General features: G+C 67.8%; 20 protein-coding genes. 10 read left to right on the top strand and 10 right to left on the bottom strand.

Features of this window, described 5'->3' with window-relative positions:
* Positions 1 to 149: 149 nt before the first annotated feature.
* From SGRAN_RS19150 to SGRAN_RS19125, 6 genes are all read right to left on the bottom strand, one after another.
* On the bottom strand, positions 150 to 428 hold the full coding sequence (locus SGRAN_RS19150; protein ID WP_067108681.1) for an HPr family phosphocarrier protein: 279 nt from the start codon (positions 426 to 428) through the stop codon (positions 150 to 152).
* Entirely contained in the window at positions 425 to 829 is a 405-nt protein-coding gene (locus SGRAN_RS19145) for a PTS sugar transporter subunit IIA (protein ID WP_067187185.1), read from the bottom strand. Before SGRAN_RS19145 ends, SGRAN_RS19150 begins: the two co-directional genes overlap by 4 nt.
* A 38-nt stretch (positions 830 to 867) precedes the next feature.
* Complete coding sequence (gene rapZ / locus SGRAN_RS19140; RefSeq protein ID WP_067186209.1) at positions 868 to 1806, bottom strand: RNase adapter RapZ; 939 nt, start codon at positions 1804 to 1806, stop codon at positions 868 to 870.
* Positions 1803 to 2249: an HPr kinase/phosphorylase gene (locus tag SGRAN_RS19135; RefSeq protein WP_067186207.1), complete on the bottom strand. Its 447-nt coding sequence runs from the start codon at positions 2247 to 2249 to the stop codon at positions 1803 to 1805. The genes rapZ and SGRAN_RS19135 overlap by 4 nt, the downstream gene beginning before the upstream one ends.
* A gap of 557 nt (positions 2250 to 2806) precedes the next feature.
* On the bottom strand, positions 2807 to 4420 hold the full coding sequence (locus SGRAN_RS19130) for a sensor histidine kinase (protein ID WP_067112302.1): 1614 nt from the start codon (positions 4418 to 4420) through the stop codon (positions 2807 to 2809).
* Between the two features lie 4 nt (positions 4421 to 4424).
* On the bottom strand, positions 4425 to 5135 hold the full coding sequence (locus SGRAN_RS19125; protein ID WP_067112304.1) for a response regulator transcription factor: 711 nt from the start codon (positions 5133 to 5135) through the stop codon (positions 4425 to 4427).
* 250 nt (positions 5136 to 5385) lie between these two features.
* Here SGRAN_RS19125 and SGRAN_RS19120 point away from each other — a divergent pair, with 250 nt between their 5' ends.
* The gene (locus SGRAN_RS19120; protein ID WP_067186205.1) at positions 5386 to 6987 is read left to right on the top strand and encodes a phosphoenolpyruvate carboxykinase; all 1602 of its coding nucleotides are present in this window, start codon (positions 5386 to 5388) and stop codon (positions 6985 to 6987) included.
* A 7-nt stretch (positions 6988 to 6994) separates the two neighbouring features.
* Here SGRAN_RS19120 and SGRAN_RS19115 read toward each other — a convergent pair whose 3' ends face one another.
* Both SGRAN_RS19115 and SGRAN_RS19110 read right to left on the bottom strand, forming a co-directional pair.
* On the bottom strand, positions 6995 to 7480 hold the full coding sequence (locus tag SGRAN_RS19115; protein ID WP_311880154.1) for a hypothetical protein: 486 nt from the start codon (positions 7478 to 7480) through the stop codon (positions 6995 to 6997).
* The gene (locus SGRAN_RS19110; RefSeq protein WP_067186204.1) at positions 7477 to 7923 is read right to left on the bottom strand and encodes a cupin domain-containing protein; all 447 of its coding nucleotides are present in this window, start codon (positions 7921 to 7923) and stop codon (positions 7477 to 7479) included. Before SGRAN_RS19110 ends, SGRAN_RS19115 begins: the two co-directional genes overlap by 4 nt.
* Before the next feature lie 191 nt (positions 7924 to 8114).
* On the opposite strand from SGRAN_RS19110, the gene SGRAN_RS19105 reads away from it, so the two are divergent.
* From SGRAN_RS19105 to SGRAN_RS19075, 6 genes are all read left to right on the top strand, one after another.
* Complete coding sequence (locus SGRAN_RS19105; protein WP_237233572.1) at positions 8115 to 8816, top strand: Crp/Fnr family transcriptional regulator; 702 nt, start codon at positions 8115 to 8117, stop codon at positions 8814 to 8816.
* A 350-nt stretch (positions 8817 to 9166) separates the two neighbouring features.
* Positions 9167 to 9520: a cupin domain-containing protein gene (locus SGRAN_RS19095; RefSeq protein ID WP_067186200.1), complete on the top strand. Its 354-nt coding sequence runs from the start codon at positions 9167 to 9169 to the stop codon at positions 9518 to 9520.
* A 32-nt stretch (positions 9521 to 9552) separates the two neighbouring features.
* Positions 9553 to 11802 (top strand): nitric-oxide reductase large subunit, encoded by a 2250-nt coding sequence (locus SGRAN_RS19090; RefSeq protein WP_067186199.1) that lies wholly within the window; start codon positions 9553 to 9555, stop codon positions 11800 to 11802.
* Positions 11799 to 13004 carry an NnrS family protein gene (locus SGRAN_RS19085; RefSeq protein ID WP_082737361.1) on the top strand — a complete coding sequence of 402 codons (1206 nt, stop codon included), beginning with the start codon at positions 11799 to 11801 and terminating at the stop codon, positions 13002 to 13004. The genes SGRAN_RS19090 and SGRAN_RS19085 overlap by 4 nt, the downstream gene beginning before the upstream one ends.
* 196 nt (positions 13005 to 13200) lie before the next feature.
* Positions 13201 to 15528, top strand: coding sequence for a glycosyltransferase family 4 protein (locus SGRAN_RS19080; RefSeq protein WP_067186197.1), 2328 nt, complete (start codon positions 13201 to 13203; stop codon positions 15526 to 15528).
* Positions 15529 to 15619: 91 nt separating this feature from the next.
* Positions 15620 to 16816, top strand: coding sequence for a glycoside hydrolase family 130 protein (locus SGRAN_RS19075; RefSeq protein ID WP_404950382.1), 1197 nt, complete (start codon positions 15620 to 15622; stop codon positions 16814 to 16816).
* A 161-nt stretch (positions 16817 to 16977) separates the two neighbouring features.
* Here SGRAN_RS19075 and SGRAN_RS19070 read toward each other — a convergent pair.
* Both SGRAN_RS19070 and SGRAN_RS19060 read right to left on the bottom strand, forming a co-directional pair.
* Positions 16978 to 17749, bottom strand: a protein-coding gene (locus SGRAN_RS19070) for an IS5 family transposase (protein ID WP_404950381.1) whose coding sequence is annotated in 2 segments (ribosomal slippage) — positions 16978 to 17397 and positions 17399 to 17749 — 771 coding nt in all. Because the reading frame shifts where the segments join, the coding sequence is not laid out codon by codon here.
* Positions 17750 to 18175: 426 nt separating this feature from the next.
* Positions 18176 to 18472, bottom strand: a complete 297-nt coding sequence (locus SGRAN_RS19060) for a plasmid stabilization protein (RefSeq protein WP_067186191.1) — start codon at positions 18470 to 18472, stop codon at positions 18176 to 18178.
* 270 nt (positions 18473 to 18742) lie between these two features.
* On the opposite strand from SGRAN_RS19060, the gene SGRAN_RS19055 reads away from it, so the two are divergent.
* From SGRAN_RS19055 to SGRAN_RS19045, 3 genes are all read left to right on the top strand, one after another.
* The gene (locus SGRAN_RS19055) at positions 18743 to 19399 is read left to right on the top strand and encodes a DUF4142 domain-containing protein (RefSeq protein ID WP_067111874.1); all 657 of its coding nucleotides are present in this window, start codon (positions 18743 to 18745) and stop codon (positions 19397 to 19399) included.
* A gap of 151 nt (positions 19400 to 19550) precedes the next feature.
* Positions 19551 to 20372, top strand: coding sequence for a Crp/Fnr family transcriptional regulator (locus SGRAN_RS19050; protein WP_067186189.1), 822 nt, complete (start codon positions 19551 to 19553; stop codon positions 20370 to 20372).
* Positions 20373 to 20407: 35 nt separating this feature from the next.
* On the top strand, positions 20408 to 20842 hold the full coding sequence (locus SGRAN_RS19045) for a CBS domain-containing protein (RefSeq protein WP_067186188.1): 435 nt from the start codon (positions 20408 to 20410) through the stop codon (positions 20840 to 20842).
* Positions 20843 to 20855: the final 13 nt, after the last annotated feature.

The raw sequence follows: 20855 nt of genomic DNA, 5'->3' as shown, positions 1-20855 counted from the left end.
GAGTGATGTGGCACCGACCTTGACTCTCCCCGCTTCTGGACTCCCGCCTGCGCGGGAGCACTCGGCTTTGCAAGCTAAGATAATCATGCCTCAGGGCACGCAAACTTTTATATTCGCTCGACACGAACGGGAATGCGGAATGGCGCCCGTCAATCCTCGCCGAAGCTGTCCTTGACGAGGCCGACCAGCTTGAGCAGCGCGGTGTCGGCGCCATCGCCGCTAGTGTGGATGGTGATGCTGTCGCCTTTCGCCGCGCCGAGCATCATCAGCCCCATGATCGATGTGCCGTTGACGCGCGATCCGCCTTTTTCGACCTCGACCGTCACGGTTTCGGGCAGGCGGCTGACGAAGGTGACGAACTTGGCGCTGGCGCGCGCGTGGAGCCCGCGCTGGTTGGTGATCTCGACGGTCTCCGACGCTTCGCTCATGGCCCCACTCCCAGCATTTCCGACGCGACGGAGATATATTTCTGGCCGGCTTCCTTCGCCGCGATCACCGCGGCGCGCAGGTCCATCGCCTTGCGCGCGCTTTCGAGCCGGATCAGCATCGGCAGGTTGACCCCCGCGATCACCTCGGTCCGCCCCTGTTCGAGCAGGCTGATCGCGAGGTTCGACGGCGTGCCCCCGAACAGGTCGGTCAGCATGATGACGCCGCGTCCCTCGTCGACCTTGCGGATCGCCTCGGCGATTTCCTTGCGCCGCATTTCCATATTGTCGTTGGGGCCGATGCACACGGTCGCGATCGCGCGCTGCGGGCCGACGACATGCTCCATCGCCGTCACCATTTCCTCGGCGAGCCGGCCATGCGTGACGAGGACCATACCAAGCAGCGGCAGCGCTTTATCGGTGGGCATGAAATCGACGACCCTTATGCTTGTCCGCCGGATGCGGGAGATGCGGGCGGGGGCTTGCCCTCAAGCCCATCTTGCGGGGCGGAGTCAAGGTTGCGGTGGGTGACGGTCGGAAGGTGGCCCGCGGCCTGCAGCGTCCCGGCGACGCGTTCGGCGACATGGACCGACCGGTGGCGCCCGCCGGTGCAGCCGAAGGCGATGGTGACATAGCTCTTCCCCTCGGCGCGGTAGCGCGGCAGCAGCGTCAGCAGCAGCGTCTCGATCTGCGACACCGTCGCCTCATAGGCGGGGTCGGCGGCGACATAGGCGGCGACCGCGGGGTCGAGCCCGGTGCCGGGGCGCAGCGCCGGGTCCCAGTGCGGATTGCGCAGATAGCGCATATCGAAGACGAGATCGGCGTTGCGCGGCAGGCCGCGCGCGAAGCCGAAGCTCAATATGTTGAGCGCCGGTTCGTTGTCGCCGTCGTCACCGAACCGGTGGCGGATCTCTTCCTGCAGGTCGTTGCTCGAATAATTGGTCGTGTCGACGACATGCTCGGCCCAGCGACGCAGCGATTCCATCATCTCGCGCTCGCGCGCGATGCCGTCGGCGGCGGGGCGATCCTCGGCGAGCGGATGGCGGCGGCGCGTCTCGGAAAAGCGGCGTTCAAGTTCGGCGCCCGCGCAGTCGAGGAACAGCGTCTGGATGTCGCGCCCGCCCGCGGCGCGCAGGTCCTTGATATGACGGACGAGCAGCGAGGGGCGGAAGCCGCGGCTGCGGCTGTCGATGCCGACCGCGAGCGGCCGGTGCGCCTCGCTGCGCTTGACCGGCGCATCGATCAGCGGTTCGAGCAGCGACAGCGGCAGATTGTCGACCACCTCCCAACCGAGGTCCTCGAGCACCTTGAGCGCGGTCGACTTGCCGGCGCCCGCGAGGCCGGTGACGAGCAGCAGGCGCGGTTCGGCCGGGGCGGTCATGCCGGGGTCGCCAGGCGGTCGAGCGCGAGCATGACCTTGATCGGTGCCGACGCCTCGAAGGCCGAAAGCCGCAGGGCGGGCAGCGGATGGCCCGCGACCGTCTCGACCTCGCCCGGGTTGGGCATGCGGTCGTAGCGGTCGGCCAGCCGTACCGCGAGCGCGAGCGGCACCGGCGCGGCGAAGGGCTGTTCGACGATGCCGATCCCGCGCACCTCCAGCTTGCCCTCCAGCGCCTCGGGCGGCCGGCACCACAGCGCGCCGTCCTGGCGCCAGACGTCGCAGCGATCGTCGGCGACCAGCCGCGCGCCCCGGTCGATCAGCCGTAGCGCGAGGTCGGACTTGCCCAGCCCGGACGGGCCGAGCAGCAGGATGCCGCGGCGCCCGGCGGCGACGCAGCTCGCATGGATGTTGACGATCTCTGGCACGGTCCGGCTCGAAAGCATCGCCTAGGCTTAGCTGCGGCGGGGTAGGGTAGCAAGGGCGGCAAACCGGCGGGTAGCGGGTTTGCGCCAACTCTGGATTGCCGCGTCGCTTCGCTCCCCGCAATGACGATTCCAACGCATGGCATCAGGCTTTATGGTCCTTGGGGATTCGGCGTTCGGCGCACCGCCTCATCCGTTCGTCATGCTGAACTCGTTTCAGCATCCATGACCGGACGTTGCCCTTTGCGCCGCCTTTCAGGCGAGGGCAGACCATGGACCACCGGATCGGGTCCGGGGCAGGCTCTGAAACAAGTTGGCACATATGTCCTTCAGGCAAGTCAGGCGCCGTTCCCCGGCGAAAGCCGGGGTCCAGATGGCACAGCGCTGCCTCGCATGGACCCCGGCTTTCGCCGGGGAACAGTGACTTGTCGAAAAGGGATCATTGCCAGACAAGTTCAGCGTGACGGAAGGGAAAAACCGTGCCGAAACCCGAATCCCCACAGATTATAACGAACAAGTTCGCAGGCCTCGCTGCCCCTCCCGCTTGCGGGAGGGAAGATTGGTGAATGCCGCCGGACTCAGGCGACCGTTTCGTTTCCGTCGCCGGCCGGCAGGGTGATCAGCAGGCTCGCGCCGCGCCGGCCGTCCTCGCGGTCTCGCGCGGCGATGGTGCCGCTGTGACCCTCGATGATCGTGCGCGCGATGGCGAGACCCAGCCCGCTGTGGCGGCCGAAGGCCTCGCCATCGGGGCGCTCGCTGTGAAAGCGGCGGAAGATCGCCTCGCGCTGCGCCGGATCGATGCCGGGACCGTCGTCGTCGACGCGCACATGCACCTCGTCGCCCAGCCGCGTCGCGGCGATGCAGACGAGACCGTCCGGCGGCGAGAAGCTGATCGCATTGTCGATGACATTGTCGATCGCGCGTTCGATCCGGTGTCCGTCGCCCATCACCATCGTCGTGCCGCGGCGTGGGCGCGCGAAGGCGATGCGCGGCCCGTTCGCCTTCTGTCCGTCCGCCCCCTGCTCGGCGCGCGCGGCGCGGCCCGCGAGCATCGATTCGATCATCAGCCCGATGTCGATCGGCTCGAAATGGGTGCGCGAAAGCTGCGCGTCGATGCGGCTCGCGTCGCTGATGTCGGTGACGAGCCGGTCGAGTCGGCGCACATCCTCGTCGGCGATGGCGAGCAGCTGCGCGCGCTGTTCGTCGGTCCGGACGCGGCCCAGCCCCTCGATCGCCGAGCGGACCGAGGCGATCGGATTCTTGAGCTCGTGCGTTACGTCGGCGGCGAAATGCTCGCCCGCGTCGATGCGTTCGCGCAGCGCCTGCGTCATGTCGCTCAGCGCGCGGGCAAGGGTGCCGATCTCGTCGCGGCGGCTCGGCAGGCGGGGGACGACGACCTCGCGCGCGCGGCCGAGGCGGACGCGCACCGCCGCGCGCGCCAGCCTGCGCAGCGGGCGGACGATCGTGCGCGCCAGGAACAGCGACAGCAGCACCGATGCGACCAGCACCATCGCCATCACCACCGCGAGGCGGAAGCGTTCGGCGCGCACGGTGCGCGTGATGTCGCGCGCGTTGAGCGTCATCAGCATCACCTCGGGCGTTTCGAGGTCGACGACGCGCGTCGCGCTGAGCAGCGGCGTGCGTTCGGGCGCATAGCGGAACCGCGTCGCTTCCACTCCGCTGCGCAGCGCTTCCACCACCTCGGGCCACGCAGCGGCGCGATCGTCCAGCGGCTCCTCGAAATCGGGATAGGTCGGCGCGCCGACGATCCAGTCGATGCCGCGGTCCATCGCGCGCGCGGCGTCGCGTTTCCACGGCTGCAGTTCGGGGTCGCGCAGCGTATAGGTCGGCGGGGCGTGCGCGAAGCTGTCGTCGACCTTGCGCCCCGCGGCATCGTAGAAGCGCAGCCGCGATTCGGTCGCACGGGTGAATTCGCCGATCAGCCGCTGGCGCTGGTCGGGGCGCGCCGCCTCGAGCGCGCTGTCGAGCATCGCGAGCTGGTCCTCCATCACCGCGATGCGCGTGTCGACCAGCCGGGTGCGATAGGTGTCGAGATAGAAGAAGCCGCCGGCAAGCAGCGCGACCGCCAGGATGTTGACCGCCAGGATGCGCGTCGTCAGCGACCAGCGCGCCGACCAGACGAGCGGCGCCTCTTCCTGCTCGGCTGCGGATGCCTCCTCCGACCTGCGCATCGCCCTAAGCATCGTCGGAGAAGCGGTAACCCGCGCCATAGAGGGTTTCGATCGCGTCGAATTCGGAATCGACCTCGCGGAACTTGCGGCGCAGGCGCTTGATGTGACTGTCGATCGTGCGGTCGTCGATATAGACATCGTCCTGATAGGCCGCGTCCATCAGCTGGTTGCGGCTGCGGACGATCCCGGGGCGGCTGGCGAGCGTTTCCAGGATCAGGAATTCGGTGACGGTCAGCGTCACGTCGCGCCCGTCCCAGCTCACCTTGTGACGCGCCGGGTCCATCGTCAGCCGCCCGCGCGAAATGGGTTCGGCGACCGGCTCGTCGTCGGCGCCGGCGCTGCTCCGGTTGAGTTCGACGCGGCGCAGGATCGCGCGGATGCGCGCGATCACCAGCCGCTGCGAAAAGGGCTTGGCGATATAATCGTCGGCGCCCATCGCCAGACCCAGCGCCTCGTCGATCTCGTCGTCCTTGCTGGTCAGGAAGATGACCGGAAGCTGGCTTTTCTCGCGCAGCCGGCGCAGCAGTTCGAGCCCGTCCATGCGCGGCATCTTGACGTCGAAGACGGCGAGGTCGGGGGGATTGTCGATCAGCGGCTTCAGCGCCGCCTCGCCGTCCGAATAGACGCGCGTCGCAAAGCCTTCGGCCTGGAGCGCGATCGACAGGGATTGCAGGATGTTGCGGTCGTCGTCGACCAGCGCGATGGTTGCCGTCATGCTCTTTCCAATGGCTGGGCGCCCCGCAGGCGAACTAGCCGATCCGGCGGCCATCGACAACCGCGCACGGCCCGGCCGCGATTCACCCTTTAATCTTTTGACCTGCCCCGTCATCCTCGCTAACGCGACTGGATATCTACGGAATCGGCGTCACGTCGGCACCCATGACGCATGCGGGCCAGCCCTTCTGCTCGGCAGGCCGCGCATCGCGAACCAGGCGGGCCGCAGCGCCAGGGAAAGGCGAAGATAGATGACCAGGATTGCGATCGGCGATGCGACCGTCGAAACGAAAGCGGACGTCGCCGACAATTGGGGCACGGCCCGGCTCGTCGAGGATGCCGTCCGCCATGGCGAAGGCCTGCTGGCCAAGGACGGCCCGCTCGTCGTCGCCACCGGCAAGCACACCGGGCGCAGCGCCAAGGACAAGTTCATCGTCCAGGACGACGAAACCCGCGACACCATCTGGTGGGGCAAGACCAACGTCGCGATGACGCCCGATCATTTCGCGGCGCTGAAGGCCGATTTCCTCGCGCATCTCGCCGCGTCCGGCCGCCTCTATCGCCAGCAGCTGTTCGGCGGCTCGCAGCCCGAATATCGCGTCGGCGTGCAGGTGCTCACCGAATATGCGTGGCACAGCCAGTTCATCCGCACCCTGCTTTGCCGCCCGACCGCCGACGAGCTGGCGGCGTTCCAGACCGACTATACCGTCATCGACCTGCCCAGCTTCCGCGCCGACCCGGCGAAGCACGGGACGCGGAGCGAGACGGTGGTCGCGGTCAATTTCGCGGAGAAGCTCGTGCTGATCGGCGGCACCGCCTACGCCGGCGAGATGAAGAAGTCGGTGTTCGGCATCCTCAACTATCTGCTCCCCGCGCAGGGCGTGATGCCGATGCATTGTTCGGCGAACATCGGCCCCGACGGCGACACCGCGGTCTTCTTCGGCCTGTCGGGTACCGGCAAGACGACGCTGTCGGCCGATGCGTCGCGCACGCTGATCGGCGATGACGAGCATGGCTGGTCCGACACCGCGGTCTTCAATTTCGAGGGCGGCTGCTATGCCAAGATGATCCGCCTGTCCGAAGAGGCCGAACCCGAAATCTATGCGACGACGCGGCGCTTCGGCACCGTGCTCGAAAATGTCGTGATCGACCCCGAAACGCGCGCGCTCGACCTTGACGACAACAGCCTCGCGGAAAACACCCGCGGCGCCTATCCGATCGACTTCATCCCGAACGCGTCGGACGCGAACATGGGGCCGGTGCCGAAGACGGTGATCTTCCTCACCGCCGATGCCTTCGGCGTGCTGCCGCCGATCGCGCGGCTGACCCCCGACCAGGCGATGTATCATTTCCTGTCGGGTTACACCGCCAAGGTCGCCGGCACGGAGATCGGCGTGACCGAGCCCGAGGCAACCTTCTCGACCTGCTTCGGCGCCCCCTTCATGCCGCGCCACCCGAGCGTCTACGGCAATCTACTCAAGGACCGCATCGCGAAGGGCGGCGTCAGATGCTGGCTCGTCAACACCGGCTGGACCGGCGGCATGGCGACGATGGACGGCATCAAGCGCATGCCGATCAAGGCGACGCGCGCGCTGCTCAACGCCGCGCTCGACGGCAGCCTGAACGACGCCGAATTCCGCCGGGACCCGAACTTCGGTTTCGAATATCCGGTCGCGGTGGCGGGCGTCGACAGCGCGATCCTCGACCCGCGCGAAGCCTGGGTCGACAAGGCCGCCTATGACCGCACGGCGCAGTTGCTGGTGCAGCAGTTCATCGACAATTTCGCGCAGTTCGCGGACCATGTCGACGAAGGCGTCCGCCGGGCCGCCCCGCAGGCCGCCGTCGCCGCCTGACGCCGGATCAGAAGGGAAGCCATCCGTGGCTTCCCGCCACGGCCCCCAGGATCGTCGCCATCGCGAGCACCAGCAGCACCACGTGCACGCGGTGCAGCGCGGTGAAGGCGCGCTGCGGGTCGCGCCGTGCCCATGCCGGGAAATAGCGGTGCAGCACGAACGGCTCGCCGACGAACAGCAGCAGCGCGAACAGCGACCAGACGATCACCATCGCGTGCATCCACCAGAAGCGGGCTTCGGCGAAGCGGTCCCACAGGTCGAGGCGTTCGATCATGTAGAAGCCGGTGAGCCCGACCAGCAGCACCGCCGCGCGCGCCTGCCATACGAAGCGGCCCTCGAAGGCGTGGAACGCCGCGACGCGGTCTTCGCCGAACGTGCCGCGCCGCACCGCGGGCAGCGCGACGGTGGTCGCCATCGACACGCCGCCGATCCAGACGACGACGCCCAGGACATGGAGCGCGCGGGCGAGCGCGAGATCGTCGATGCCGGTCATCGCGCCACCTGCGCCGCCGCCGCGGGCGACAGCGCCCCGTCCCGCACCAGCACGACCTGAAGCAGCACGTCGCCGTCGCGGGCCGCGGCCCAATGCTCGCCGCCCTCCGCGGGGATGACGATCACGCTGCCCGGGCCGAAGCGGCGCTCGGTTGCCTTGTCGAGACTGGCTCCGTCGCCCCAGGACAGCGTGCCCGACAGCACCGTCAGCAGGCGCACCGGTCCGGTCGCGCCGTGCGGCGGCAGCATCTTCCCCTTGTCGATCCGCAGCAGGAAGCTGAGCGGCCGGCCGTCGGCGTCGGTCGCGAGCACCGCCTGCTGCGCGGCGCCGTGAACGACGGCATAGGTCAATCGGTCGAGATCGAGTCGCGTCGATTGCGCCGACGCGGACCCCGGTATCGCGAGCGACGCGGCGGCGGCGAGAAGCGGAAGGCGGCGGAGCATTGGCGGATCCTTTCCGGTGTCGAACGATCGGCCGGCGCCATGCGTCGGCGCAGAGCATATGATTGCTGTTGCGAATGGATTGCATATAAGCGGTGTCGGCGGCGTCGGCTTTGTGCCAGCGCAAATCGCGGGCGCATCGGGCCGGCCGCTGCGGTGACGTGATGCGTGAGAGAGTAAGGCAGGGGATGGACATGGAGCCCGCAGTGTCGCTCGACCGGATCGGCGCGCTCGAGCTGTTCGCCTCGCTGCCGGCCGAGGCGCTCGAGCCGGTCCGCGCCGCGATGCGCACGGCGCGGGTGGAGAAGGACGCGGTCATCTTCCGGCAGGGCGACCCGGTGTCGCGCGCCTATGCGCTGGCGTCGGGCAGCGTCCGCATCGTGCAGGGCGGCGCCGACGGCGGACAGGCGATCGTCCGCTTCATCGCGCCCGGCGAGATGTTCGGCACGGTGCCGCTGTTCACCGATCACCGCTTCCCCGCCGATGCCGTCGCCGTCGAGCCATCGACGGTGCTGACATGGTCCGAACCGCAACTCCTCGATCTGATGACCCGCTATCCGGCGATCGCGATCAACCTGATCCGGGCGCTCGGCGAACGCATGGCGCAGCTTCAGGAACGCGTCCGCGAACTGACCACCTGGCGCGCAGAACAGCGCATCGCCCAGGCCGTCCTGCGGCTCGCCGCCCAGTCGGGGCGCGACGGGTCGCGCGGCACGACGATCGAGATACCGCTGCGCCGCAAGGACCTTGCCGAATTCGCGGGGACCACGCTGCATACCGCCAGCCGGACCGTCGCGGCCTGGGAAAAGGCGGGGCTTCTGGAAAGCCGCGGCCAGCGCCTGACCATCCACGACCTCGAAGCGATCCGCCGCTTGGCCGAGGGCGACGAGGATTAAGGCGTCCCGTCCAGACGACGCCGCGCTCCGGCGCCCGTTCCGGCTCGATCCCGCAAACCGCCGGACAGTTTGATCCAGCGCAAACCCATTGCCCCGAACTCTGCTATCGTCTCTCATAGTCGAATGCGCGTCCGGCGGTCCGGGTCGCGCGGATGGAGGATGGGCGATGCTCTGTCCCGAATGTGGTGAAGTAACCGGCCCCGGGCCGCTCGATGCCCGGCGCGGCGCACGCGAAGGCGCGCGCGGGGCAGGAGCGGTGCGGCGCTGGTGCGTCGCGGCGCTGCGGGGCGTCGGACGCGGCCTCTGCCTTGCGCGGCGCGGCGATTCGCCGTCCGCGGGGGAGGCCTGACATGGCGCTCCATCATTGCCGATCGGGCGAAGTGGCGCGCCTGGGCACGCTCGACGATCCGGCGACACGGACCGCGGCGCTCGCCAGGAATGCGTCGTTCGAGGCGGTCCATCTGGTCGTGCGGGCCGGCGAGTCGATCGCCCCGCATCAGGTCGCCGGGTCGATGACGCTTTACTGCATCGCGGGGCATGTGCGCTTCGAGGGCGGCTCGCCGGCCGAACTGCGTACCGGCGACTGGCTGTTCCTCGAACCCGGCGCGCGGCACGCGGTCGAGGCGGTGGCGGACAGCTCGCTGCTGCTGACGATCCTGTTCGACGAATCCGACAAACGTCAGGCGCCCGACGGGGCCGCCTGACGCACATGCTTTTCATATAGACGGGGGCTCTCGTGGGCGAATATCGCAAGCTTTGGTGGACGTTGATCGCGGTCCTGACGGTGACGTTCGCGATCCTGGGGATTTCCGGGGTAGAGGTCTATCGCAAGGCACCGCCGATTCCCGAACGGGTGACGACCGCCTCGGGCGAGGTGCTGATGACCCGCGACGACATCATGGCGGGGCAGGCCGCGTGGCAGAGCACCGGCGGAATGCAGCTCGGCTCGATCTGGGGGCATGGCGCCTATCAGGCGCCCGACTGGTCGGCCGACTGGTTGCACCGCGAACTGACCGCGTGGCTGAGCCTCGCGGCGCAGGAAAGCTATGGCAAGGCGTTCGACGCGCTCGACATCGCGCAGAAGGCGGCGCTGACCCATTGGCTGAAGGAGGAATATCGCCGCAACACGCTCGATCCGGCGACGGGCGTCGTCACCGTGTCGGACCTGCGCGCCCGCGCGATCGACCAGACCGCCGACCATTATGACCGGCTGTACGGAAACGACCCGGCGCTGCGCGAGATGCGCGACAATTACGCGATGAAGGAAGCGACGCTGCCCGACGCGGCGAAGCGTGCGGCGCTGACCGACTTCTTCTTCTGGACCGCCTGGGCCGCATCGACCGAGCGGCCGGGGACGGTCGCCACCTATACCAACAACTGGCCGCCCGAACCGCTGATCGGCAACCAGCCGACGCCGGAGAATATCCTCTGGTCGCTCGCCTGCGTCGTGATCCTGATCGCGGGCGTGGGCGCGCTGATCTGGGGCTGGGCCTTCCTGCGCCGCCACGACGACACGCCGCTCGTCGCCGCGGACAAAGACCCGCTGACGCTCGCGGCGCTTACCCCGTCGCAGCGCGCGCTCGGCAAATATCTATTCGTGGTGCTGGCGCTGTTCATCTTCCAGGTGTTCATCGGCGGCTTCACCGCGCACTACACGATCGAGGGGCAGAGCTTCTACGGCGTGGATGTGTCGCAGTGGTTCCCCTATGCGCTGACCCGGACCTGGCACGTGCAAAGCGCGGTGCTGTGGATCGCGACGGCCTTCCTCGCCGCCGGGCTGTTCCTCGCGCCGGTCATCCACGGCAGCGATCCCAAATATCAGAAGCTGGGGGTCGACCTGCTGTTCTGGGCGCTGATCCTCGTCGTCGTCGGGTCGTTCGTCGGCAATTACCTGTCGATCGCCCAGACGATGCCCGACGGGCTCGGTTTCTGGCTCGGGCATCAGGGCTATGAATTCCTCGACCTCGGCCGCGTCTGGCAACTCGCGCTGTTCGCGGGCCTGCTCTTCTGGCTGGTGCTGATGCTGCGCTGCATGCTGCCGGCGCTGCGCCGCCACGAAGGCGACAAGAGCCTGCTCGCGCTGCTCACCGTTTCGACGATCGCGATCGGCCTCTTCTATGGGACCGGCCTCTTCTATGGCGAGCGCACCCACATCACGATCATGGAATATTGGCGCTGGTGGGTCGTTCACCTGTGGGTGGAGGGCATTTTCGAAGTGTTCGCCACCGCCGCCATCGCTTTCATCTTCGCGTCGATGGGACTGGTGTCGAAACGGATCGCGACCGCCGCCAGCCTCGCCTCCGCCTCGCTGTTCATGGTCGGCGGCGTGCCGGGCACCTTCCACCACCTCTATTTCTCGGGAACGACGACTCCCGTCATGGCGGTCGGCGCGGCGTTCAGCGCGCTCGAGGTCGTGCCGCTGATCGTGCTCGGTTACGAGGCGTGGGAACATTGGAGCCTGCGCGACCGCGCGCCGTGGATGCGCGCGCTGCGCTGGCCGCTGATGTGCTTCGTCGCGGTCGCCTTCTGGAACATGCTCGGCGCCGGGGTGTTCGGCTTCATGATCAACACGCCGGTCGCGCTCTTCTATCTCCAGGGGCTCAACACCACCGCGGTTCACGCCCATGCGGCGCTGTTCGGGGTCTACGGCTTCCTCGCCCTCGGCTTCACGCTGCTGGTGCTGCGCTACATCCGGCCGGAGATCGCGTTCAACGAGCGGCTGATGCGCGTCGGTTTCTGGGGGCTCAACGCAGGGCTGGTGCTGATGATCTTCACCAGCCTGCTGCCGGTCGGCCTGTTCCAGTTCGAGGCGAGCGTGACCACCGGCATGTGGTACGCGCGCAGCGATGAATTCCTGCAGCAGGGCTTCCTCGAAACGCTGCGCTGGATCCGCACCTTCGGCGACGTGGTGTTCATCGTCGGCGCGATCGCCGTCGCGTGGCAGGTCGTGATCCTCGGCCTGGCGCGCCGGGGCGCGCGGGCATGACGATCGCGGCGGCCACTGGCGGGGCGCGGAGCGGCGCAGGCTCGCCGCTCTGGCTGCGTGGCGCCTACCGCCTGTTCTTCGGGGCGGGCGCGCTGTGGGCGGTCATCGTCGTCACCCTGTGGGTCGGCGCGCTGGGCGGCCGCTGGGTCTTGCCCACCGCGATGGAACCGCTCGCCTGGCATCAGCATGAAATGCTGTTCGGCTATCTGAGCGCGATCATCGCCGGTTTCCTCAGCGCCGCCATCCCCAACTGGACCGGGCGGCCGACGGTGACCGGATGGCGCGTCGCCGCGGTCGTCGGCCTGTGGCTCGCGGCGCGGCTCGCGATCCTCTTTTCCGCGACGGTGCCGCCACTGGTCGGCGTCGCGCTCGACGTCGGCTTCCTGGCCGTTCTGCTCGCCTATGCGACGCGGGAAATCGTCGCGTCGGGCAACCGCAACAAGCCGATCCTGCTCATCCTGCTCCTGTTCGCCGCCGCTTCCGCGCTCGATCATGCCGGGGCGATGGGGATGCTCGCCGATCCGGCGCTGGGGATGCGGACCGGCTTCGCGCTGATCCTGCTGCTGATCTCGATCATCGGCGGCCGGATCACCCCGGCCTTCACCCGCAACTGGCTGATGCGGCAGGGCCGGACCGATCGGCTGCCGACAATGGCCAACCGCTTCGACACGGCGGTGATCGGGGCAACGGCGCTTGCGCTCGCGCTGTGGAGCACCCGACCCGACAGCATCGTTTCCGCAGCCCTTCTGCTGGTCGCAGGAGCCCTTCAGGCCGCCCGGCTCTCCCGCTGGGCCGGCCTGAAGGCGCGGGACGACGCGCTGGTCTTCGTCCTTCACCTGTCCTACGCTTGGCTGCCGCTCGGGCTGGTGCTGCTCGGCTGCGCGATCATCCACCCGTTCATCCCGGTATCCAGCGCGATCCACGCGCTCGGCGCCGGCGCGATGGCGGCGATGACGCTGGCGGTGATGACGCGCGCGACGCGCGGCCACACCGGCCGGCCGCTGGAGGCCGACCGGCTCACCGTCGGCATCTATATTCTCGTTCATCTGGGGGCGCTGCTGCGCGTGGCGGCGCCGTTGCTGCCGATCGATTACATGCTCGCGATCCGCATCGCGGGCGGGTTGTGGAGCGCGGCCTTCCTGCTGTTCGTCCTCGCCTATGTGCCGATGGCGGTGCGCCCGCCCCCGGGCGCCCGGCGCTGATCCGGCGGCCCGCGCCGCCGCTTTCATAACCTGGATCAGGAAACCGGACGCGTCCGCGGCTGGCGGCGCGCAACCTGTCGACCGGCCGGGCGTTGCCATGACGGGACCGCCGTCCGACGAATGCGGAAGGACGGCGGCTCTTTGTTGCTTGCGGGGGGAGACGGTTTCAATCGGGGGAACGGACGGAAGGCCTGCCATGAAATATGATGCCGAGGACAGCTTCTTCGCTCGCTTGCTCGACGACGATCACGCCATCGCCGAAACGCCTGCCTCGTGGACGCATCCCCGCACCCGCCGCATCGCGCTGATCGGCTGTTTCCGGCCGCGGCGTTGCGGGATCGCGACCTATACCGCCGACGTTCACGATCATCTGCGGCGCGAGCATCCCGAAATCGGCATCGACGTCTATGCGATGCGCGCCGATCCCGAACAGCCGGACGATGCCGACGTCGTGGCGGCGATCGACGCCGACGATCCCGAATCCTATGCCGCCGCCGCCGCCGCCATCAACCGCAGCGGCGCCGACGCCGTCTGGCTGCAGCATGAATTCGGCATCTTCGGCGGCCGGGCCGGCGCGATGGTGCTCGAACTGGTCGAGCGGCTCGCGGCGCCCCTCGTCGTCACGCTGCATACGGTGCTTGCCGCGCCCGATGCCGATCAGCGCCGGGTGATGGACGCGCTCGTCGCAAGGGGCTCGCGGCTGATGGTGATGAGCGAGCACGGTCGCCAGACGCTGATCGACGTCTATGGCGCGCCGCCCGGCAAGGTCGCGCTGATCGAACATGGCACGCCGGTGCGCCCCTTCTCCGCGCGGTCGCCGCTGCGCGACCGGCTCGGCATCGGCGATCGCCCGATCCTTTCGACCTTCGGGCTGCTTGGGCCGGGCAAGGGGCTCGAAACCGCGATCCGCGCGCTGCCGGCCATCGCCGAACGGCACCCCGACATCCTCTATCGCATCGTCGGCGCGACCCATCCCAACCTGATCGCCGCCGAGGGTGAGGCCTATCGCGAAAGCCTCGAACATCTTGCCGCGACGCTGGGCGTCGGCGACCATATCGCCTGGGACAATCGCTTCCTCGATGCCGAGGACCTGCTCGACCAGATCGAGCTGTGCGACATCTATCTCGCCCCCTATCCCAACCTTGCGCAGGTCACGTCGGGGACGCTTTCCTATGCGGTGGCGCTGGGCCGCGCGGTGGTGTCGACGCCCTTCATCCACGCGCGCGAACTGCTGGCGAACGACGTCGGCGTGCTCGTCGCGCAGGGCGACAGCACCGCGATCGCCGATGCCGTCCTCGCGCTGCTCGCCTCGCCCGAAGAGCGGCACGCGCTCCAGATGCGGGCCTATGAGCGCGGCCGGCGCACCGCCTGGCCGCAGATCGTCCGCCAGAGCGCCGCGCTGCTCGACCAGGTGATCGCCATGCCGCCGCGCCTGCTTTCGACGCCGCGGACGGCCCCGTCGCTGTCGGGCGTGTGGTCGATGTGCGACGACGTCGGCATCCTCCAGCACGGCCACGGCCCGGTCGCCGACCGCGACCACGGCTATTGCATCGACGACAATGCGCGCGCGCTGATGCTCGCCGACCGCGTGCGCTTCGACACGGTGCAGGCCTATGAGGAGCGGGCCTTCCGCTTCGCCTCCTTCATCCAGCATGGCTGGAACCCGGAGCTGCGGGCCTTCCGCAACTTCATGGGATACGACCGGCGCTGGCTGGAGGATCGCGGGTCGGCGGACAGCAACGGCCGCGCGATCTGGGCGCTCGGCCATTGCGCCGCGCATTCGCCCTCGAACGACCTTGCGCGCTGGGCGCGCGAATGGTTCGACCGCGCCGCGCAGAGCGCGGCCAGCGTCGAAAGCCCGCGCGCGGTCGCCTTCGCGATGCTCGGCGCCGACGAACTGCTCGCGCGCTTCCCCTCCGATGCGCTGGCGGGGGAGATACTGGGGTGCGGCGCCGCCTTCCTCGAGCAATTGCGGTCCCGCTGGGGCACCGAGGGATGGAACTGGTTCGAGCCGACGCTGACCTATGACAACGCCCGCCTGTGCGAGGCGCTGCTGCGCGCCGGGCGCACGCTCGGCGTCGCGGCGTGGCAGCAGGCGGGGCTGGCCACGCTGGCGTGGCTCTGCGACCGGCAGACGGCGACCGCCGGCCATTTCCGCCCGGTCGGCTCCGACGGCTTCGGCCGCCTCTACCAGGCGCTGCCCTTCGACCAGCAGCCGCTCGAAGCCTGGGCGTCGATCGAAGCCTGCGGCGCGGCGCTGGCGATCAGCCGCGACACGCGCTGGCGCCGCCATGCCGACGCCGCGTGGCGCTGGTTCTTCGGCGCCAACGACCGCGGCGAAGCGCTGGCGAGCATCGAGACCGGCCGCTGCTGCGACGGACTGACCCCGCGCGGCGTCAACACGAATGCCGGGGCCGAATCGACGCTGGCTTTTCACCTTGCCTATCATGCGATGGACGCCCTAGTCTGGCCGGGGGGTGCCAGGAAGGACGCCGGCTTCACGCATGCTGATATGCAGACCTGATCAATCGCCGTTACATATCCTCGATGAAAAGCTGAACGCGGACCCTTCGCGGGTCGTGCTTCGGCCCTTTCACCTCGCCTGGCAGGCAAGCGTGTCCGAACCCTCGCGCGCCGCGCAGCTCGTCAGCGACATATTGACGCTCGACGACGATCAGGCGGAGGCCGAGCTGGATATCGTCTGGCAGGATTTTTCGGAACGCCACTGGCAGATCGGGCGCATCTTCGACCAGCGTTTTGCCGAGATCGCGGAGGACGTGCGGCTGGCCCGGGCGTCGGTGTCGCCGGTCAAGCAGCGGCTGATCGGCGCCTATTTCTGCCACGAATACAGCTATGCCGCCGCGGCGCTGATGAACCCCAGCGTCGTGCCCCATCCCGACCAGAGCGGGCTGAGCGGCGGCCAGCAGCGCTTCCTGATGTCGCTGCGCGCGGTGGGCGAGGGGCATATCAGCTCGATCGCCTTTCGCGAGGGCATGATCGGGCCGGGCGGCGATTTCCGGCTGTGGCCGCAATCGGGGCCGGCGATGGCCGCGGTGGTCGACGACCGCCACCGGATGGAGGCGGACGGGGCGGTGACCGTGCACCGCCAGCCCGACAGCGCCATATCGAACAGCGTGCTGTTTCCCGTGACCGAGGCGCAGCGCAACGGGCTGGAGGATCTGCGCCTCGTTTCCTTCACCCACGACGACGGCCGACGCGAATATATCGGCACCTACACCGCCTATTCGGGTCGGGCGATCCGGTCGGAAATGCTGCGCACGACCGATTTCGCGAGCTTCTGCCTCGAACCCTTCACCGGCCGCGCCGCGCGCAACAAGGGCATGGCGCTCTTCCCGCGCAAGATCGGCGGCCGCTACCTGATGGTCGGGCGGCAGGACGGCAAGAATGTCACCCTGCTGTCGTCCGACAGCCTGACGCACTGGGACGACGAGGGCGAACTGCTGCTCAGCCCCGAATTCCCGTGGGAATTCGTCCAGATGGGCAATTGCGGCAGTCCGATCGAGTGCGACGAGGGGTGGCTTCTGCTGACCCACGGCGTCGGCGCGATGCGCAAATACAGCCTGGGCGCCGCGCTGCTCGACCGCGACGATCCGTCGCGGGTGATCGGCCGCACCGCCTGTCCGATCCTGACCGCGGCGGAAAGCGACCGCGAGGGCTATGTCCCGAATGTCGTCTACACCTGCGGCGCGATGCGCGTCGGCGACGAACTGTTCATCCCCTACGGGATTTCGGACAGCGCCATCGGCTTCGCCACCGCCTCGCTCGACGACCTGCTCGACCTGCTGCTTTAGACTGATGCCATCGAATGGGATCGTCATTGCGAGCGGCGAAGCCGCGCGGCAATCCAGAGTGTGCGGTAACCGCTCTGGATTGCTTCCCCCGGATCAGGTCCGGGGTCGCAATGACGAAGGGGGACAATCCAAAGTCATCAGAGTCTAGGCGACGTTTACATTCACGCGGCACATTTGATGGCTGCGACGAGATTGAGGAAGCCAGCGTAGTTTCTGGCGAGCTTGTCGTATCGGGTTGCGATGCGTCGGAAGTGTTTGATCTTGTTGAAGAAGCGTTCGATGAGATTACGTTCTTTGTAGAGATGGGAGTCGAAGCTGCGCCATTGCGCGGTTGTTCGGCGCCGCGGGACGACTGGTTTTGCGCCGCTGGCGGCGATGGCGTCCATGGCGCGCTGCCCGTCATATCCCTTGTCCGCGAGAACATGTCTGGCCTGCAATCCGTCGAGCAGGCCTTCGATCTGGGTGATGTCGTTGCGCTCTCCGCCTGTCAGGAGGAAGCGGATCGGGTTACCCAAAGCGTCGGTAGCAGCATGGATTTTGGTGCTCAGGCCGCCTTTTGATCGGCCCAGCGCGTGAGCTTCAAACCGATCTTCGGATCGATCGCTTTTTTGGGGCACCGGCACTATGCTGATGCGCCCGCACGATGGTGCTGTCGACGAGGATGTACTCGAAGTCGGCATCATCGCTCAGCGCCGCAAAAAGCCGTTCCCAGACCCCATTGCGGCACCAGCGGTTGAACCGCTGATACACCGTGTGCCAGCGCCCGAACTCCTTCGGCAGAACGCGCCAATGCGCTCCCGACCGCGCCAGCCACAAGACCGCCTCGACAAACAGCCGATTGTCTCGGCCCGTCCGGCCAGGATCGCCTGCCTTGCCCGGCAAATGAGGTTCAATCCGCTCCCAAAGCGCGTCGCTTACTTCCTGTCGATCCATCCATGCCGACCTCCAAACAGCCAGCAGCTTGAATCACAATCCTGCGCCAATGGAAATCCTGAATGTAAACGAAACCTAGGGCCTGTGGGGATTCGGGTTTCGGCGCGGTTTCTCCCTTCCGCCACCCTGATTCCTCCCCTTTCGTCACCCTGAACTTGTTTGGCAATTATCCTTTTCGGACAGGTAGCTGTTCCCCGGCGAAAGCCGGGGTCCAGATGGCACAGCGCTGCCTCGCATGGACCCCGGCTTTCGCCGGGGATCACCAGCGTCCCTGTCTCAGGGGTATAAACGCCAAACGAGTTCAGCATGACGAAGAAATCTGAGCCACTTGTCCGTTCGGGCGCGCCCCGCTTGCAGCCGGACCCGAAAGATCACAGCCCGAAGGGATAGGTATCGGGCCAGTCCTTGCGGTCGCCATCGCGGAGGTTAGCCTCCGGCGCGGCGGCGGCGCGTTTCCCAACCCTTTTTCGCGGCCGCCGATCGCTTCTCCGCGCTCTGGCTCGACCCGCCCTTGTGGCCGCCCTTGCGCGATGAAGCGTGGCTTTCCTTCTTGCCGCGGCCCGACCCCGATTTCTTGCCGCCGCCCGATTCCTTGTTCACCGTCGCCCAGGCGCGGCGCTCGGCCTCGGCATGGCCGACGCCGCGCTTCTCATAACCTTCCTCGATATGCTCGGCCTTGCGTTTCTGCTTGCCGGTATAGCTCGATTTGTCGCCGCGGGGCATGATCGCTCTCCTTCCTCTCTTCCCCGACAACCGCTCGACCAGGACGAGGTTCCGCGCGCGACGCGGCGCGTTTCGCTGTCCGCCGAACGGGTGGGGCGCGGGCGCTCCATGCAAAAAGCGGGACGATCCAGAGGGTTGCCGGCGGCGCCAAAAAAAGCCGCCCCCATTCTTATAATTTGAATCAAGTTTATGAAAAATAAAAATAATCTTCGACAGGAACTCTGCCGGGCCGCGCCGCGTCGAGCCTGCATCAGACATGGGAGACTCAACATGGCCTATTCACGCATGACCGGGCTTGCGGCCCTCGCGCCCCTTGCGCTTCTTGCTGCCTGCGGTAGCCCGGACAAGGCGCGGCAGGACGACAGCGGCGCCATGCCCGACGGAGAGATGACCCCGACCGAAGGAAGCATCGCGGCGGTCGATCCTCAGACCTTCGCCAACCGCATCGCCGCCAGCGACCAGTTCGAAATCGAATCCGCCAAGATCGCGCAGAGCAAGGCGAAGTCGAAGGCGCTTCGCGATTTCGCGGCGAAGATGGTCACCGACCACACCGCATCGAGCGCCAAGCTGAAGGCCGCCGCGACGACACAGGGGCTGACGGTGGACGCGTCGCCCAACGCCCAGCATCGCACCGACCTTGCCGCGCTGCGGGCGGCAACCGCCGACGATTTCGACAGCCTCTACAAGGAACAGCAGATGCGGGCGCACGAGGCGGCGCTTGCCGAACTCAACGGCTATGCCGACAGCGGAACGCAGGATGCGCTGCGCGATTTCGCGCAGGCGACCGCGACGGTGGTCGACGGGCATCTCTCGATGCTGCGCGGCATCGACGTTCCGGCCCGCAACGCCGCGGCGACGGGCACCGCCCCGTCGACCCCCGCAGCACCGCCGCCGGCCGCGCCTGTGGACAAGACACCCGCGCAGTAGCGCCGCGATCTTGTCCTTCGCGGCGAGCGGGGACGGAATCGTCGAACGGGCCGGGCGCGAATCGCGACGAAGCGAGCGCCCGGCTAACATGGGTGAGGGACCCCCGTACATCGGGGGTTCATCATCCGGACCGGTTCCGAGGTACCATTCCATGCCTTTCCGCGAAATTCTCGACAGTCTGCTGACGCCGCGCGAACGCATCGCGTGGGAGGCCTGCCTGGCGCGCAACGCCCGCGACCATGGCAAGGGCGCCGATCTGATCCGCGAGGGCGAACGGCCGCGGGCGCTGCATGTCGTGCTCGACGGGTGGGCGCAGAAATACAAGCAGCTTCCCGATGGCCGGCGCCAGATACTGGCGCTCTATCTGCCCGGCCAGCTTTGCGACCTCGACCTGTTCACCGTCAGCCGCAGCGATCATTCGCTCGCCGCGGTCCGCCGCCTGTGTGTGGCGGAGATCGGGCGCGCTGAGGCGTGCGACCTGCTGCACCGCTGCCCCAGCCTTTCGCAGATATTCTGCTGGAGCGAGCTTGTCGCCGGCGCGATCCAGCGCGAATGGATGATCAGCATCGGGCAGCGCAACGCGCAGGAGCGCGTCGCGCACCTGCTGTGCGAGCTGTATGTCCGCCAGCGCGGCAAGGCGCCGCCGAATGCCGGCGCGTGCGATTTCCTGCTCACCCAGTGGCAGATCGCGGAGGCGACCGGCCTGACCCAGGTTCATGTCAACCGCACGATTCAGGAACTGCGCCGGTGCTGCGGGGTCGAGATTCGCCAGCTGCGGCTGGAGCTTTCCGACTTCGAGGGGCTGGCGGCGCTCGCGTCATTCAACGCAAACTACCTCCATTTCAACGAAGCCCCCTCCGCCGTCGAGCGCGTCGCGCCGCTGTTCGAGCCTGTCGAGACGATGGCGCCGCTGGGCCGCTTGCCGCTGGCGGCTCCTATCCTGCCGGCGTCCGTGCCGGCGCGCAGGATGTGATTTTTGGTTCCGGGGGCGGCACGAAGGAGAGAGACATGAAGGTCGCCGATTGCATGAGCCGGGACATATGCGTCCTGTCGCTCGACAATTCGCTCCAGTCCGCGGCGCAACTGATGGCGGAAATGGATTCGGGATTCCTTCCCGTCGCCGACAAGGATGAGCTGATCGGCATCGTCACCGACCGCGACATCGCCATTCGCGGCGTTGGCATGGGGCTTGCCCCCTCCGCGGGCGTCGAGGAAGTGATGAGCGACGAGGTGCGCTATTGCTTCGCCGATGATGAGGTCGAGAAGGTGCTCCACACGATGGGCACGCTGCAGGTGCGCCGGCTGCCCGTTCTCGACCGCGACAAGCGGCTGGTCGGCGTGGTGTCGCTCAGCGACCTCGCGACGAACGGCGCGGCGCCTGCGGCCGGCGCGGCGCTCGGCGATATCGCGCAGCCCAGCGAACACCATTCGCAGCGCCTGTAAGGCGCCGGGGTCC

Source organism: Sphingopyxis granuli (genome assembly GCF_001559015.1).
Classification (GTDB): domain Bacteria; phylum Pseudomonadota; class Alphaproteobacteria; order Sphingomonadales; family Sphingomonadaceae; genus Sphingopyxis; species Sphingopyxis granuli.
This window is presented reverse-complemented; position numbering and strand designations above follow the sequence as displayed.

Excerpts from the sequence above, each read along its gene's own strand:
- SGRAN_RS19130 (WP_067112302.1), bottom strand. The coding sequence starts at position 4,420 with ATGCGCAGGTCGGAGGAGGCATCCGCAGCCGAGCAGGAAGAGGCGCCG.
- SGRAN_RS19085 (WP_082737361.1), top strand. The coding sequence starts at position 11,799 with ATGACGATCGCGGCGGCCACTGGCGGGGCGCGGAGCGGCGCAGGCTCG.
- SGRAN_RS19150 (WP_067108681.1), bottom strand. The coding sequence starts at position 428 with ATGAGCGAAGCGTCGGAGACCGTCGAGATCACCAACCAGCGCGGGCTC.
- SGRAN_RS19050 (WP_067186189.1), top strand. The coding sequence starts at position 19,551 with ATGCCTTTCCGCGAAATTCTCGACAGTCTGCTGACGCCGCGCGAACGC.
- SGRAN_RS19060 (WP_067186191.1), bottom strand. The coding sequence starts at position 18,472 with ATGCCCCGCGGCGACAAATCGAGCTATACCGGCAAGCAGAAACGCAAG.
- SGRAN_RS19120 (WP_067186205.1), top strand. The coding sequence starts at position 5,386 with ATGACCAGGATTGCGATCGGCGATGCGACCGTCGAAACGAAAGCGGAC.
- SGRAN_RS19080 (WP_067186197.1), top strand. The coding sequence starts at position 13,201 with ATGAAATATGATGCCGAGGACAGCTTCTTCGCTCGCTTGCTCGACGAC.
- SGRAN_RS19135 (WP_067186207.1), bottom strand. The coding sequence starts at position 2,249 with ATGCTTTCGAGCCGGACCGTGCCAGAGATCGTCAACATCCATGCGAGC.
- SGRAN_RS19125 (WP_067112304.1), bottom strand. The coding sequence starts at position 5,135 with ATGACGGCAACCATCGCGCTGGTCGACGACGACCGCAACATCCTGCAA.
- SGRAN_RS19105 (WP_237233572.1), top strand. The coding sequence starts at position 8,115 with ATGGAGCCCGCAGTGTCGCTCGACCGGATCGGCGCGCTCGAGCTGTTC.
- SGRAN_RS19055 (WP_067111874.1), top strand. The coding sequence starts at position 18,743 with ATGGCCTATTCACGCATGACCGGGCTTGCGGCCCTCGCGCCCCTTGCG.
- SGRAN_RS19045 (WP_067186188.1), top strand. The coding sequence starts at position 20,408 with ATGAAGGTCGCCGATTGCATGAGCCGGGACATATGCGTCCTGTCGCTC.
- SGRAN_RS19110 (WP_067186204.1), bottom strand. The coding sequence starts at position 7,923 with ATGCTCCGCCGCCTTCCGCTTCTCGCCGCCGCCGCGTCGCTCGCGATA.
- SGRAN_RS19115 (WP_311880154.1), bottom strand. The coding sequence starts at position 7,480 with ATGACCGGCATCGACGATCTCGCGCTCGCCCGCGCGCTCCATGTCCTG.
- SGRAN_RS19095 (WP_067186200.1), top strand. The coding sequence starts at position 9,167 with ATGGCGCTCCATCATTGCCGATCGGGCGAAGTGGCGCGCCTGGGCACG.
- rapZ (WP_067186209.1), bottom strand. The coding sequence starts at position 1,806 with ATGACCGCCCCGGCCGAACCGCGCCTGCTGCTCGTCACCGGCCTCGCG.